Annotated in this window: 11 protein-coding genes and 1 pseudogene; 5 read left to right on the forward strand and 7 right to left on the reverse strand. The window is 72.9% G+C overall.

Annotated elements, in window-relative coordinates; all coding sequences use genetic code 11:
* Nucleotides 1-882: sigma-70 family RNA polymerase sigma factor (locus tag ACH5A8_RS12290; protein ID WP_399001482.1), on the reverse strand; the 882-nt coding region annotated here is incomplete at its 3' end.
* Between the two features lie 101 nt (nucleotides 883-983).
* Here ACH5A8_RS12290 and ACH5A8_RS12295 point away from each other — a divergent pair.
* Nucleotides 984-1,346, forward strand: coding sequence for a hypothetical protein (locus tag ACH5A8_RS12295; protein ID WP_399000818.1), 363 nt, complete (start codon nucleotides 984-986; stop codon nucleotides 1,344-1,346).
* Between the two features lie 36 nt (nucleotides 1,347-1,382).
* On the opposite strand, the gene ACH5A8_RS12300 is transcribed toward ACH5A8_RS12295, so the two are convergent.
* A complete protein-coding gene (locus ACH5A8_RS12300) occupies nucleotides 1,383-2,186 on the reverse strand; it encodes a hypothetical protein (protein WP_399000820.1) in 804 nt (267 codons plus the stop codon).
* Entirely contained in the window at nucleotides 2,183-2,800 is a 618-nt protein-coding gene (locus ACH5A8_RS12305) for an ABC transporter ATP-binding protein (protein WP_399001484.1), read from the reverse strand. The genes ACH5A8_RS12300 and ACH5A8_RS12305 overlap by 4 nt, the downstream gene beginning before the upstream one ends.
* A 499-nt stretch (nucleotides 2,801-3,299) precedes the next feature.
* Here ACH5A8_RS12305 and ACH5A8_RS12310 point away from each other — a divergent pair, with 499 nt between their 5' ends.
* Entirely contained in the window at nucleotides 3,300-3,971 is a 672-nt protein-coding gene (locus ACH5A8_RS12310; RefSeq protein ID WP_399000821.1) for a CBS domain-containing protein, read from the forward strand.
* An 82-nt stretch (nucleotides 3,972-4,053) separates the two neighbouring features.
* Here ACH5A8_RS12310 and ACH5A8_RS12315 read toward each other — a convergent pair whose 3' ends face one another.
* The 4 genes and pseudogenes from ACH5A8_RS12315 to ACH5A8_RS12330 all read right to left on the reverse strand — a co-directional run.
* Nucleotides 4,054-5,742 carry a beta-1,3-glucanase family protein gene (locus ACH5A8_RS12315; RefSeq protein ID WP_399000823.1) on the reverse strand — a complete coding sequence of 563 codons (1,689 nt, stop codon included), beginning with the start codon at nucleotides 5,740-5,742 and terminating at the stop codon, nucleotides 4,054-4,056.
* A gap of 174 nt (nucleotides 5,743-5,916) precedes the next feature.
* Nucleotides 5,917-7,080 carry a S1 family peptidase gene (locus ACH5A8_RS12320; RefSeq protein ID WP_399000825.1) on the reverse strand — a complete coding sequence of 388 codons (1,164 nt, stop codon included), beginning with the start codon at nucleotides 7,078-7,080 and terminating at the stop codon, nucleotides 5,917-5,919.
* A gap of 807 nt (nucleotides 7,081-7,887) precedes the next feature.
* A complete protein-coding gene (locus ACH5A8_RS12325) occupies nucleotides 7,888-8,160 on the reverse strand; it encodes a hypothetical protein (RefSeq protein WP_399000827.1) in 273 nt (90 codons plus the stop codon).
* A 204-nt stretch (nucleotides 8,161-8,364) separates the two neighbouring features.
* A pseudogene (locus ACH5A8_RS12330) lies at nucleotides 8,365-8,784 on the reverse strand (SDR family NAD(P)-dependent oxidoreductase); the annotation flags it as partial.
* 1,223 nt (nucleotides 8,785-10,007) lie between these two features.
* Between ACH5A8_RS12330 and ACH5A8_RS12335 the strand changes: the two are divergent.
* The 3 genes from ACH5A8_RS12335 to ACH5A8_RS12345 are packed head-to-tail and all read left to right on the forward strand — an operon-like array spanning nucleotide 10,008 to nucleotide 12,699.
* Nucleotides 10,008-10,841 carry a lysostaphin resistance A-like protein gene (locus ACH5A8_RS12335; protein ID WP_399000829.1) on the forward strand — a complete coding sequence of 278 codons (834 nt, stop codon included), beginning with the start codon at nucleotides 10,008-10,010 and terminating at the stop codon, nucleotides 10,839-10,841.
* On the forward strand, nucleotides 10,841-12,043 hold the full coding sequence (locus tag ACH5A8_RS12340; protein WP_399000831.1) for a sensor histidine kinase: 1,203 nt from the start codon (nucleotides 10,841-10,843) through the stop codon (nucleotides 12,041-12,043). The genes ACH5A8_RS12335 and ACH5A8_RS12340 overlap by 1 nt, the downstream gene beginning before the upstream one ends.
* Nucleotides 12,040-12,699, forward strand: a complete 660-nt coding sequence (locus ACH5A8_RS12345; RefSeq protein WP_399000833.1) for a response regulator — start codon at nucleotides 12,040-12,042, stop codon at nucleotides 12,697-12,699. Before ACH5A8_RS12340 ends, ACH5A8_RS12345 begins: the two co-directional genes overlap by 4 nt.
* Nucleotides 12,700-12,895: the final 196 nt, after the last annotated feature.

The raw sequence follows: 12,895 nt of genomic DNA on the forward strand, positions 1-12,895 counted from the left end.
CCCGGGGGGTTTGGGTGGGGTGGGGTGCGCGGCCCCTGCGGCTCCGCCGCGCCCCGCCCCCCCCCGCGGGCCCGGGCGCCCCCCCCCCCCCGGCCCCCCCCCCCCCCCCCCCCCCCCCGCGCCGTTGACCGACCGTTCCAGGAGTTCGAGTCCCGGAGCCATGTCGGCGACGGCGACCATGTACTGGGCGATGCGCCCGTTGCCCTCGATCGGGCGCAAGACGGCGCCGACCATCCCGCCGCCGTCGGCGGTCATCACGGCGGCCGGGTCGAGGAGGCCGACGAGGGCCGTGATGTCCTTGGACTCCCACGCCTCCTTGACATGCCGGACGGCCTCCGCCTGCCCGCCCGCCGTCGCCGCGGGGCGCGTCGCGCCCACCCGCCGCCGGGCGGAGGACGCCAGCTGCTTGCAGGCCGCCGGGGAGCGGCCGAGGACGCCGGCGATCTCGGCGAAGGGGAAGCGGAACACGTCGTGCAGGACGAACGCCACCCGCTCGGCCGGCGTCATCGACTCCAGGACGACGAGGAAGGCCATGGACACCGACTCGTCCAGGACTATCTGGTCGGCCGGGTCGGCGCCATGGCCGCGGTCCCACTCCTCGCGGTCGGGCAGCGGCTCGGGCAGCCACACGCCGACGTAGCGCTCCCGCCGGGCCCGCGCCGAGCCGAGCACGTCCAGGCAGATGCGGCCGGTGACCGTCGTCAGCCAGGCGCCGGGGGACACGATCTCCTCCCGCCGGGTCGGCGGCAGTGCGTACCAGCGCGCGTAGGCGTCCTGCACGGCGTCCTCGGCCTCGGCCAGCGAGCCGAGCAACCGGTAGGCGACGTTGATGAGTTGACGCCGCTCGCCGATCGTCTCGTCGATGGTGCCGGCTGTCCCCATGCCCACGACCCCCTCCTCGCCTTACCTTTCGCGGGCCCGCGTCGTCGGGCTGGTGAGACCTTACCGATCTACCGCCCCCGGGCGGGAAAGGGGACCGTGACATGGCCACCCAGGCGACGGCGCAGCGCACCTCCTCGTTTCTGCGGATCGCGATCGCCCTGCAGACCCTGACCATCTTCCTCCAGGCGGTCTCCGCCGGACTGCTGCTGACCGCGTCCTACGGAGAGACCCTGCACAGCGTCGGAGCCCGCGTGATGTACGGGGCGGCGATGCTGTACGTCCTCGCGGCCGTGCTGGCGTGGAAGCCGGGGGGCGGCTCGCCCCGGCCCGTCTGGCACGCCTCCGGCTTCCTCGTCCTCGCCTCGGTCCAGGTCGTGCTCGGCATCGCGCACGTCCCTTCGGTCCATCTCCCGTTGGGCGTCCTGATGTTCGGGCTGAGCGTACTGGCGCTGGCCCGGCGCTGAGCCCCGCCTCCCGCGCCGTGCGGGGCCGACGGCTGATCAGGAGGACGGGTCCACCGGGCCTCCATCCGTGAGCGGGGGCCCGCCTGTCGGCGGGGCCCTGTGGACGCGGGTACGGCGGATGAAGGCGATGAGCGCGACGAGGGACAGGGCGGCGAGCCAGGCGAGGCTGTTGGCCAGGGGAGTGAGCGTCAGCTCGTCGGTGAAGCCGGCCTGCAGGGCGGTCTGGAGCGACCCGTAACTGGGCAGCCAGGTGACCAGGGGGCTGTTCGCGGTGGTCGCGGCGACCGGGTTCTGCGGGGCCAGGTCGATGATGCTGGTCATGATGAGGGCGACCATGCCTTCGACCTCGCCGGGCAGGAACAGCGACAGGAACAGGCCCATCGCGCCGTAGATCAGGGACGTGGCGAGCACGGCGAGCACGAGCAGACCGGGCTGGCGCGGCGTCCAGTACAGCAGCATCCAGGCGACCGCGTAGGCGCTGACCAGGACGGCGGTGACCAGCAGGGCGGTGAGTTTGGCGGCCAGCAGCGCGCAGCGCGGGTAGCCGGCCGCGGTCAGGCGCCGGTCGAAGGCGCCGGTGCGCCGGGCGGCGCTGAACATCCAGAACCCGACCAGCAGGGACACGGCGTTGAGGGACCCGCTGATCATCGTGATCTTGTCGCCGCCCGCGTGCAGGACCTGCCCGGTGGCGCGCAGCCGGAACGGGAACAGGTCCGGGGTGGCCACGGTCTTGGCCACCGTGATCCACAGCGGCACGAAGACGGCCAGGAGGATCAGGGCGAGACGGTTCTTCGCCAGGGCCAGCAGGCTGTAGCCGGCGGCGACGCGGTAGGCGGTCACCCGTGTGCTCCGGTGGTCGGGGCCGGGTGGAGTCGGCCGTCGGCGAGGCGGTACAGGGCGTCCAGCCGCTGGGTGTCGTAGGCGAGGTGCGAGACGATCACTACCGTGCGGCCCGCCTTCCTGAGATCCTGGGCGATGTCCCAGAAGCGCAGGTACGTCTCCCAGTCGAAGCCCTGGTAGGGCTCGTCCAGCAGCAGCACCGCGGGGTCGTGCATCAGCGCGAGGATCAGGTTGAGCTTCTGCCGGGTGCCACCGCTGAGCGTCTTGACCGGTTGCCGGTCGTGGCCGGTCAGGCCGAGCGTGCGCAGCAGGCTCTCGGCCCGCTCCAGCCCGGGCAGCCGGTGGGCGATCTGGAAGAGCCGCAGGTGCTGACGTACGGTCAGCTCCTCGTCCAGCACCGGGTGTTGCGGGCAGTAGCCGAGCGTGCCGTCCAGACGCACGGTCCCGGCGTCCGGGCGCAGGTCGCCGCTGAGGACGCGCAGCAGCGTGGTCTTCCCGGCCCCGTTCTCCCCCACGACGCCGACGAGCTGCCCGCGGCCGGCGCGCAGGCTCGCGTCCAGCAGGACGGGCCGTGAGCCGTACCTCTTGGCGACATGTTCCACCGACAGCACCATGCTCACACGCGCCCCGAGGACGCGACGCCGCGGGCGGCGGGGCCCGTGGGACCGGCGGGACCGGCGGGACCGGTGGCGCCGGCGCCGGTGGGGCAGGGGCCGTGGGGGGAGGCCGGCCCCCGGCCCTGTCGCCGGTTCCCGACCGCCGTGCGAATGTCCCGCGGGTGGTCCTCGACCCCGGCCGCCGCGCGCACGCGGCCACTGCCCGGCACGGACACGGGACCTCCAGATGAGTGGGCGATGCGAGGTGACTGCGCCCTGAGCAACGATCAGTGCGCCGCACGGACACCGTGCGGCCGATCCCGATCCCGATCCCCGATCCCCGGTCCGTTCGAAGCCGTCGCCGCCGTCCGGGTGACCGGTCCGCCCAGGTGCTCAGGGGCGCACCGTGCGACACGGGCACCGCATACGGTGGACGGCGGCGGCCTCCCGACGCGTCCGGCGCACCTGTCGGGCCGGCGGCGAGGCCGGTGACGAGGAACGAGGAGGGTGCTGAGCGATGAGGCGACGCAACGTGGGCGACCTGATGACTCCTACCGTCGTGAGCGTGCGGCCGGGCACGCCGTTCAAGGAGATCGCGCGCACCCTCGACGAGTACGACATCACCGCCGTGGTCGTGGTCGACGACCAGGACCGGCCGGTCGGGGTGGTCTCCGAGGCGGACCTGCTGCGCCGGCAGACGTCCGGAGGCCGCGGCAACACCGCCCGGGACCTGATGTCGAGCCCCGCCGTGGTCGCCGAGCCCGGCTGGCACGCCGTGCGGGCCGCGCGGACGATGGAGAGCCACAAGGTCAAGCGGCTGCCCGTGGTGGACGGCGAGGGCCGGCTGATCGGCGTGGTCAGCCGCAGCGATCTGGTGCGCCTGTTCCTCCGCAGGGACCGCGCGATCCAGGAGGAGATCCTCGAGGACGTCATCGTACGGGCCCTGGGCCTGCCGCCCTCGGCGCTGACGGTCGAGGTCGCCGAGGGGCGGGTGACGCTCAGCGGCACGGTGGAGCGGAGGAGCCTGATCCCGGTCACCGTACGGCTGTGCGACAGCGTCGACGGGGTGGTGGAGGTGGTGAACCGTCTCGCGTTCGAGCACGACGACTCCGCCGACCCGAGCGACGACCAAGACGACACTCCCTCGACGGCCCCGCGGACCCCTCGGGGCGACGACACCGGGGAGTGAGGGCGGATCACCGCGCCGCCGGCCCTCCCGGTCGCCCGCGACGCCGCCCCCTCGGGTCAGGGGGCGGCGGCGTCCGTGACGGTCAGTGGGTGAAGGTGAACCAGTTGACGTTGACGAACTCGACCGTGCTCTCGGCGAAGGTCAGGTAGACGTCGTGCACCCCGGTGACCGACCGGGTGACGTTGGCGGGCACGGTGCGCCAGGTCTGCCAGCCGCCGGTGGAGCCGAGGTCGATCTCGGCGATCTGCGGCCCGGTGACGCTGTCCACCCGTACACGGATCGCGCCGCTGACGCCGCCGGCCACGCCCGAGGCGACCCGGGCCAGGAACTGGACCGGCGAGGAGGAACCGAAGTCCACCGAGGCGTACTTCAGCCAGTCCCCGGCGGCGAGGTACCCCACGTCGCGGCCGCTGCCCGTGTCGGTGCACGTCTCGGTCTGCGTGCCGCTCTGCGCGGCGTAGTCCTCCGCCTGGACGGTGGAGTACGCGCTCGTGCCGCCGCCGCCCGGTGGCGGGGTCGTCCCTCCGCTGCCGGGACCCAGCGTGATGGTCCAGGAGGTGGGGGCCGGATCCTGGAGGTGGCCGTCGACCGGGGCGCTGCCGGTGGGGCCGACGTCGTCGTACGGGAAGGCGTAGCCGATGGTCGCGTACCGGTGCACCAGGCGGGCGTAGTGGTTGGTGATCGACTCCGTGTAGTACTGGGCGGGGGTGACCCCGTTCGGCTGGTTCGCGCCGCCGGCGACCAGGAGGCTGGAGCGGTTGAGGGCGGCGGCGAGGCGGGCCGCGACGGCGGAGCGGGCGTCGGCGCCGGAGTTGTACAACGGGCCGCTCGCGCAGCCGAAGATGTCGGCCGCGGAGGGCTTGGTGAACGGCACGCCGTTGGTGTTGAGCCCCGCGAAGGTGAGCACGTCGCCGCTGACGGTCCCCGAGTAGGCGCCGATCGAGCCCTGGCCGTCCACGGTGAGGGTGTGGCTGCGGTAGTAGTCCCACACCCGGTCCAGATATGGCTTCCAGTACGAGCCGAAGTCCGCCGGCGCGTGCGAGGGCGCCAGCACGCGCAGCACCGTGCCCGAGGAGTCGGTCGCCACCAACTGGTCCCAGGGCGCCCCGTCCGCCGTGTGCTGGGCGCGCAGCCCGGAGGCGATGGAGGCCAGGGCCCCCGAGGGCAGTGCCGGCACCGACTGGTTCCCGGCGGCGCCGGTGGTGGCCATCGAGACCGGCAGGGCGACCATGTCGACGTAGCTGATGTTCGCGTACAGGTTCGCCGAGTTGTAGGTGAACTCGCAGAACGTCCAACTGGTGTTCCAGTTGGGGTCGGTGCTGGTGAAGCCGGGCTGCACGAGTCCGGGGACGCCGCCGTTGCCGCCCGGCGGGTTGACGAAGAACTGGATCTTCCGCCCGGTCGAGAACCAGACGCGGCCGCCGATCACGTAGTCGCCGAGGGTCAGCCGGGTGGGCGCGGAGCCCGAACCGCCCAGCGGGATGGCGTAGTCGGGCACGGGTGTCAGGACCGACGACGGGCTCGGCAGGCGGTGGAACTGCCCGTCCGCCGTGACGAATCCGGGCCATCCGGAGGTGTCGGCCCCGGAGATGTAGGCGTAGACCGGCGCGGAGCCGCCGGAGTTGTTGGCGAGAGCGATCGGCAGAGCGGCGGCGGCGAGGGAAGTCGGACCGGAGCGACCGGCGTCGGTGGCGCGGGCGGTGGAGGCGGACAGGGGGAGGGCGGCCGCGGTGGCCGCTGCGGTGGCGAGAAGGGCACGGCGTGAGAGCACGAGGGGGCTCCTGGGGGTGTGGGGTTGTTGCCGCGAGGGGGAGGGGAGGAGACGTGAGGTGAGAGGGGGAGGAGTAGTTGGGAGGGGCGAGGGGGAGTGGTCGGTCTCCGGGTGCCGCGCCGGCCGGTGTTCGGGGAGGGGGCCGGCGCGGCACCCGGAGTCCGTACGGTCACCTCACGTGGTGTGGAGGGTGAGTCCGTAGCGGTTCAGGATCTCGTTGATCGGCTGGAACCAGGTCTCGCCCCCGCTGCCGCAGTTGCCCCAGCCGCCGGAGGTGACGCCCTGCGCCTGGTCGCCGCTGATGAACGAGCCGCCGGAGTCGCCGGGTTCGGCGCAGACGTTCGTCTTCGTCATCTGGTGGACGGCGCCCTGGCTGTAGTTGACAGTCTCGTTCTTGGCCAGGACGGTGCCGCAGTGCCAGTGCGAGGTCGAGCCCGAGCGGCAGACGGAGGCGCCGATCGGCGCTTCGGCCGAGCCGCGCACGAGCTGGTCGGAGACGGTGCCCCAGCCGAGCACGACGGGCACGGTCCACCAGCCGCTGCCGACGTTGACCCAGGCGTAGTCGTTGTCCGGGAAGCTCGACCCCTGGAAGTTGCCGATGTAGCTGCCGTCCCAGCCGTTCACGGCGGCGCCGGGCTGGGCGCAGTGCCCGGCGGTGACGAAGCCGCCGTACACGGAGAAGCCTATGGAGCAGCGCACGTTGCCCGTGTAGTAGGGGTCGCCGCCCACGGTGCCCGCCGCGAGGGTGCGAGGGGTGTGGTCGGTGCGCTCCACGGCGACCGGGCCCGCCTCTCGGGCGCGGGCGACGAAGGTCCTGACATCGTTGTCGGCCTGGTGGGAGGAGACCACGTCGACGGTGACGGAGTTGGCCTCGGGGTCGACATGCCAGCCGGCGATCCCGGCGGGAGCGTCGAGGGCGTTGACGCGCCGCATCGTCGCGTTCAGTTCCCGCTCGCTGTGCCGGACGAGTGTCACCCGGGCGCCGGTCGCCTCGACGGCCTCGCGGTCGCCGGTGCGGGTGAGGGCCACGACGAGCTTGCCGCTGGTCGCGTCGAACCACGAGCCGCCGTAGGAGTCGCCCGCGGCGCGTCGCGCGTCGTTCTGGATCCGGCGGGCCGCCGTCTCGGCGGCGAGCCGGTGGGCGGCCTGGTCGCGCGTGAGCCCGAGGTCGTGCCGCATGGCCGTCAGCAGGCCGTCCGACGCGGGAGCCCGGTGGGCGGCGGATGCGGAGGGAGGAGCCGACGTGTCGTCGGCCACGGCTTGGGCGAGTCCGGTGGACGCGGCGGTCAGCAGGAGGCCGGCGGACAGGACCGCGCGGAGAACTGTCTTCCTTCTCAAGGTGGTTGCCTTTCGTCGATCCGAAGGTCGGTGGGGTGCGAAGGGCAGAGGGTGAGAGCGCTCTCAAGAGGTGGCGGGTTCACAGTAGCGCCACCGATTTGGCAGGTCCATACCAAAGGCGGCGGTGAATCGCGGATCTCGTCCCCCGGTCGTACGCGGCGACAGTCGGCGGGCGCCCGGCGAGGCTTGCTGACGCCAAGTCAGGAGGCGCTGTCGAGCGCGCGGATCACCCGCACCACGTAGGCGCCACACGGGGGTGCTCGAAGTCGACCAGCCACTGCGTCGTCAGCCCGGACAGCAACCGGCGGCGCCGAGCCGCCGGGCCCCTCGCGGTGGGTCCCGCGGCCGTGACGTGCTGCTCGGCCACACGGGGTACTGGGCTGTGCCCACCAGCGGGACGGGCGCCTCAAGGGGCATTGATCGGCGCGGGCGCGCGGGCCTGGCGGGCCGGCCGAGGCGGACGGCTGCGACGCGTCCACGTTCGCCGTCCAAGAGGCGGAGTTGCGGCCTCGCGTCGCCGAGAACCAGGCCCAGGGCCGGGAGGGGCGGCGCCCATCACCGGCGGGGCGGGGGTGCGGGCCTCGTAGGCCGCCCGGCCGTGGCGGGGACGCGGGAGCGGCGGGACGGGGCGAGCGGGCGGCGAGGATCGGGGGTGCGACGCCCGCGTGCGGCGTACGCCGACTCGGCTCGGGGGCGTCGGCCCCGAGAGCGGGCTGACGGGACGTCAACTCACGGGCGGCACGGGCTCGGGGCCCGGACCAGTGGTCCGGGCCCCGAGCCCTGCTCGCATCACCTGATCGGTGATCGTCAGCCGAAGGTGACAGCGGAGGGGCAGGAAACCGAGGTCGCCTTGCCGACCGGGTTGCCGACGCCGAGGATGGCGTTGGCGGCGACGCCCAGGTCCTGGATGTTGACGAGGCCCTGCTGGGAGTCGACCTGGCCCGTGCAGGTCTGGGTCTGCTTGCTGTCGACCTTCAGCCCGCCGCCGTCGCCACCGTGGGCCTGGGCCGCACCGGCACCGATGAAGCCGACGCTGCCGAGCATGGCCACGACGACAGCGGCCTTCTGGAACTTGCGCATTGCCTCTCCTTTTTCATGTCACTACAGCCCGCTTCGGGCTGATCACTGACAGTCGTCAGCGTAGAGCGTCTCCACAGCTTTTGACGAGTTACACACGCTATGTCCGCAATTTTCCTAAAAAGCCCGCTTTATGACGTCGTCGTAGATCGCGACGTACGGAGTCGCGGGGCGCGCCCGTCCGTCGCCGCTTTCGCCCTCCGCCGCCTACCAGGGCAACGGGCCCGCCGCGTCGAAGTACCCGCGGCTGGGCCCGCCCGGGCCCAGCCGCGCCATGCGGACGATGATCTCGGCGCCCTCCGCGACCGTCTGTGTCCCGGTGTTGCCGTTCAGATCGGTCTTGGTGAACCCGGGCTCCACCGCGTTGATCCGCATGCCCGGGAGGGCCTTCGCGTACTGCACGGTGACCATGTCGAGCGCCGTCTTGGAGGCCGGGTACGCGACTCCCGGGTAGGCGGCGGCGGGGCGGTCCGGGTCGGTCATGGCCGCGATCGAGCCCAGGCCGCTGCTGACGTCGACCACGACCGGTGACGCGGACCGCCGCTGCAACGGCAGGAACGCGTGGGTGACGCGCGCCACGCCGAAGACGTCGGTCTCGAAGACCTCCCGCATCATGTCCGCGGCGCTCGCGGCCTCCCTCGGGTCGCCGCGGCGCAGGACGTAGAGGTCCCAGCTGTCGGGGTCGCCGATGTAGACGAACAGCTTCGGGTCTTCGGCGGTCCCGAACACCTCCCAGGTGTCCATGGCGCAGTCGTCGACGGACACCTCCACCTTCTGGGGCCAGGGCCCCGCGCCCGCGTCGTACGTCCAGGTCCCGGTTCCGGTGCAATGGCGCACCACGGGTTCGACGGAGTCGTCGACGTCGAACGTCCTGACGCGGGTCGCCATGGCCTTCCCGCCCGCCGTGAGGACGAGAGTGCCGCCCTTCCCGTCCGACCACGTCCCGGCGACCCGCTCCGTGTCCAGCCGCGGAGGCTCGTAACCGATACCGGCGTACAGGCCCGCGGCGGCGAGCAGGCAGGCGCCGACGACGGCGACCGCCCCGTACAGTGCCACCCGCCCGAACATCGCGCCCCCGGTCAGCCACGGGCGGTTCGGCAGCAGCAGCCTGCGGGCGACCAGAGCCGGGACGGCGAGCGCCGCCGTCACCGCGAGCCATCCGCCGATGCCCACCGGTGATCCTGCCTCGAGGGGCGCCGCCACGGCCAGGACCGGCGGGGCGCTCGCTGCGGCCGCCGACACCGGGACCCACCACCACGCCTCGCGCCCCAAGAGCCGGCGGCCGAGCGAGGCGGACGCGGCCAGCAGCGGCAGCACCACGGCGGCCGACACCAGGGCGGTGAGGGCGGCTCCGGCCGCCGCGACGAACGGGGCCGCGAGAACCAGGAGGAAGATCCCCATCGGAGCGTAGGAGGCGTCCGGGACCTCTTGGGTCTGCCCCCACACGAAGAGCGCGATCACCGCGAGCACGGCCTCGACCGACAGCACGGACGCCGAAGCGGTCAGCACCGCGCCGAACCTGTCCCTCACCCGCGCCCGCGTCCGTAGAGGTCCCCGCATTTTTGAACGCATTCAAATCCCCTCCCGCCCGTATCCTGCACCACGCGGGGCGAGCCTTCGCGGCCGGGCCCCCGAGGGCCGGTCCAGGTCGTCGACCGCGAACTCCCATGCGGCGGACGGGAACTTCCCGGCACGGGGGTGCGGGGTCCGTCCCCCGTGAGAGCTACGCGCAGGTGTCCACCGTGAGGTGACGATTCCCGATCACCGTTTCCCTAGCGTTCTCTTCAGCCGCGGCGCCCCGGCCGCGGCCCCGGGCGAGGACCGGGAACGGAACCGGAGGAAGAGTCGTCATGAAACTGCTGTGGCAGATCCTGGCCGTCGTCGCGGTCGGCGCGATCGGCGGTCAGAGCGTCAGCGCGGTGCAGGACAACCCGTGGCTCTCGCTCCCCCTGGGCAGCCTGACGGCCGTGCTCCTGGTGCTCGTCTACCGGTGGGTCGTGGGCCGCACCGAGCGGCGCCCGGTCACGGAACTGGCCCGGGAAGGAGCACCGGGGGCGCTGCTGCGGGGCCTGGTCATCGGCGTCCTGATGTTCGGATGCGTCATCGCGAACATCTACTTCCTCGGGGACTACAAGGTCCACGGCGCGGGCTCGGCGAGCGGAGCGATCGCGCTGGTCGGCTTCATGGCCGGGGCCGCCGTCTCGGAGGAACTGATGTTCCGCGGCCTGCTCTTCAGGCTCGTGGAACGAGGCCTGGGCACCTACATCGCGCTGGTGCTGTCCGCCGTGGTCTTCGGCGCGTCCCATCTGCTCAACAAGGACGCCACCTTGCTGGGCGGTGTCGCCATCGCACTCGAGGCCGGCGCGATGCTCGCCGCCGCCTACGCCGCCACCCGCTCCCTGTGGCTGCCGATCGGCCTGCACTTCGGCTGGAACTACGCGGAGTCCGGCATCTTCGGCACCGAGGTCTCCGGCAACGGCGACACGCACGGTCTGCTGGACGCCTCCACATCGGGCGCCCAGCTGGTCACGGGCGGCGAGTTCGGCCCCGAGGCCAGTGTGTACGCGATGCTGGCCGGCGGCCTGCTGACGCTCGCCTTCCTGTGGCTGGCCCGCCGGCGCGGCCACATCGTCCCCCGGCAGCGTGCCGAGCGCGTCGACGCACTCGCTACACTCGCCCGGTGATGAGCCTTCAGGAGGCCCGCCGGATGTGGCGCCGGCTCGACGTCACCGTCCGCGACCTTCCGCTCGGCATGCTGTTCCTGGTCGCGTCGTTCCTGCCGGGGATGCGCGGCCACGGGACGACGCTCGGGGACCTGCCGACCCGCCCCCTCGACGCCTTCGCCGCAGCGGCCCTCGCCCTGGAATGTCTCCCCCTCGCGGTGCGCCGGCGGTGGCCGGCCGTCAGTCTCGCCCTGGTGATCTGCGGCTTCGCCCTCGACCAGCTGCGCGGCTACCACTCGGCCGCCGGCAGCGCGCTGCCCGTGGCGCTGATCAGCGCGGGGTCCCATCTGGGGCACCGCCGGCGCACCACCGTGGCCCTTCTCTCCGGGGCGTACGTGCCGCTGGCCATCGCGCTCACCCGGCTCGGCTCCGGCGGCGAGACGCCGGAGGAGTTCGTGACGTTCTACCTGGTGCTGGCCCTGGCCTGGGGCGCCGGAGCGTGGCTGCGCTCCACCCGTCTCGCGGAGGCCGAACATCGTGAGCGCGTCGCCGCGCAGACCCGTACCGCCGAACGCGCCCAGATCGCACGCGAGTTGCACGACGTGGTGACCCACCACGTGACCGCGATGGTCGTACAGGCCGAAGCCGCCCGCTACTTGACCGCCGCACCCGATCGGCTGGAGCAGTCGCTGACCGCCGTCAGCGACACCGGCCGCCGCGCCCTCACCGACCTGCGTCACCTGCTCGACCTGCTCAACCCCGCCCACGGCACCGGCACCGGCACCGCCCCCGACACCGGCCCCGGGACGACGGAGACCGAGGACCCCAGGACACCGGCCGTCGGCAGGGTCCTCACCCTCGTCGAGCAGACCCGCCGGGCCGGACAGCCGGTGGACTTCACGGAACAGGGCACGCCACCGGCGTCGACCGGCAGCGCCGACCTCGTCGCCTACCGGGTGGTGCAGGAAGCACTGACCAACGCCCTCAAGTACGCTCACGGCAGCCGCACTTGCGTCGAGGTACGGCACGGCGAAAGGGAGATCACCGTGGAGGTCAGCACGGACGGAGGCGGCTCGCGCTCCGCCGCCGCCGTAGGCAGCGGACGGGGCCTGGCCGGGCTGCGCGAACGCGTCGACGTCCTGGGCGGCGACTTCAGCGCCGGCGGCGGTCCGGACGGCGGCTTCACCGTCCGGGCCCGCATCCCCGCCGGCAGCACCTCGTGAGCGTACCGATCCGGGTTCTGGTCTGCGACGACCAGATGCTCATCCGCACCGGCCTGGTCACCATCATCGACGCCCAGCCCGACATGGAGGTGGCGGGCGAATGCGGCGACGGGCGCAGCGGAGTCGAACTCGCCCGCGAGGTACGGCCCGACGTCGTCGTGATGGACATCCGCATGCCGGTCCTCGACGGCCTCGAAGCCACCCGCCTGCTGGCCGGCGCCGGCGTGCCCGACCCCGTCAAGGTCCTCGTGGTGACCACGTTCAACCTGGACGCGTACGTGTACGAGGCGCTGCGCGCCGGCGCCAGCGGCTTCCTCCTCAAGGACGCGCCCCCGGACCGGCTGCTCCACGGCATCCGCACGGTGGCCACCGGCGCGGCCCTCCTCGACCCCGACGTGACACGCCAGCTCGTCGGCCGCTACGCCGCCCGCATCCGCCCCACCGAGAACGCCGCCCGCGACATCCCCCTCACCCCGCGCGAACTGGAGGTCCTGCGCCTCATCGCGGACGGCCTCTCCAACAGCGAGATCGCCGCGGCCCTCGTCATCAGCCAGGAGACCGTCAAGACCTTCGTCTCCCGCATCCTCACCAAACTCCAGCTCCGCGACCGCGTCCAGGCCGTCGTCTACGCCTTCCGCCACGGCCTGACGACCTGACGTCCGCCACGCGCACGACGCGGGTCGGGAACGCGCCGCCGTGCGTCCGTACTTCGTCCGGAACGGGCCTCGAGGCAAGAGCGTGAGCACGGCGCCGAGGGGACGGGGACGAGCACGCCGGCCCCTCGGGTGCGAACGGCCTCCTGTGCGATGTACGACGTCATGGTTCTCGGGCAGCTGATCCTGCCGGCGCCGC

The sequence above is a fragment of the Streptomyces sp. NPDC018610 genome, assembly GCF_044391765.1.
Classification (GTDB): Bacteria; Actinomycetota; Actinomycetes; order Streptomycetales; family Streptomycetaceae; genus Streptomyces.

Bases quoted from the DNA above. Each gene is read 5' to 3' on its own strand.
- ACH5A8_RS12305 (WP_399001484.1), bottom strand. From the start codon at position 2,800: ATGGTGCTGTCGGTGGAACATGTCGCCAAGAGGTACGGCTCACGGCCC.
- ACH5A8_RS12310 (WP_399000821.1), top strand. From the start codon at position 3,300: ATGAGGCGACGCAACGTGGGCGACCTGATGACTCCTACCGTCGTGAGC.
- ACH5A8_RS12325 (WP_399000827.1), bottom strand. From the start codon at position 8,160: ATGCGCAAGTTCCAGAAGGCCGCTGTCGTCGTGGCCATGCTCGGCAGC.
- ACH5A8_RS12295 (WP_399000818.1), top strand. From the start codon at position 984: ATGGCCACCCAGGCGACGGCGCAGCGCACCTCCTCGTTTCTGCGGATC.
- ACH5A8_RS12335 (WP_399000829.1), top strand. From the start codon at position 10,008: ATGAAACTGCTGTGGCAGATCCTGGCCGTCGTCGCGGTCGGCGCGATC.
- ACH5A8_RS12340 (WP_399000831.1), top strand. From the start codon at position 10,841: ATGAGCCTTCAGGAGGCCCGCCGGATGTGGCGCCGGCTCGACGTCACC.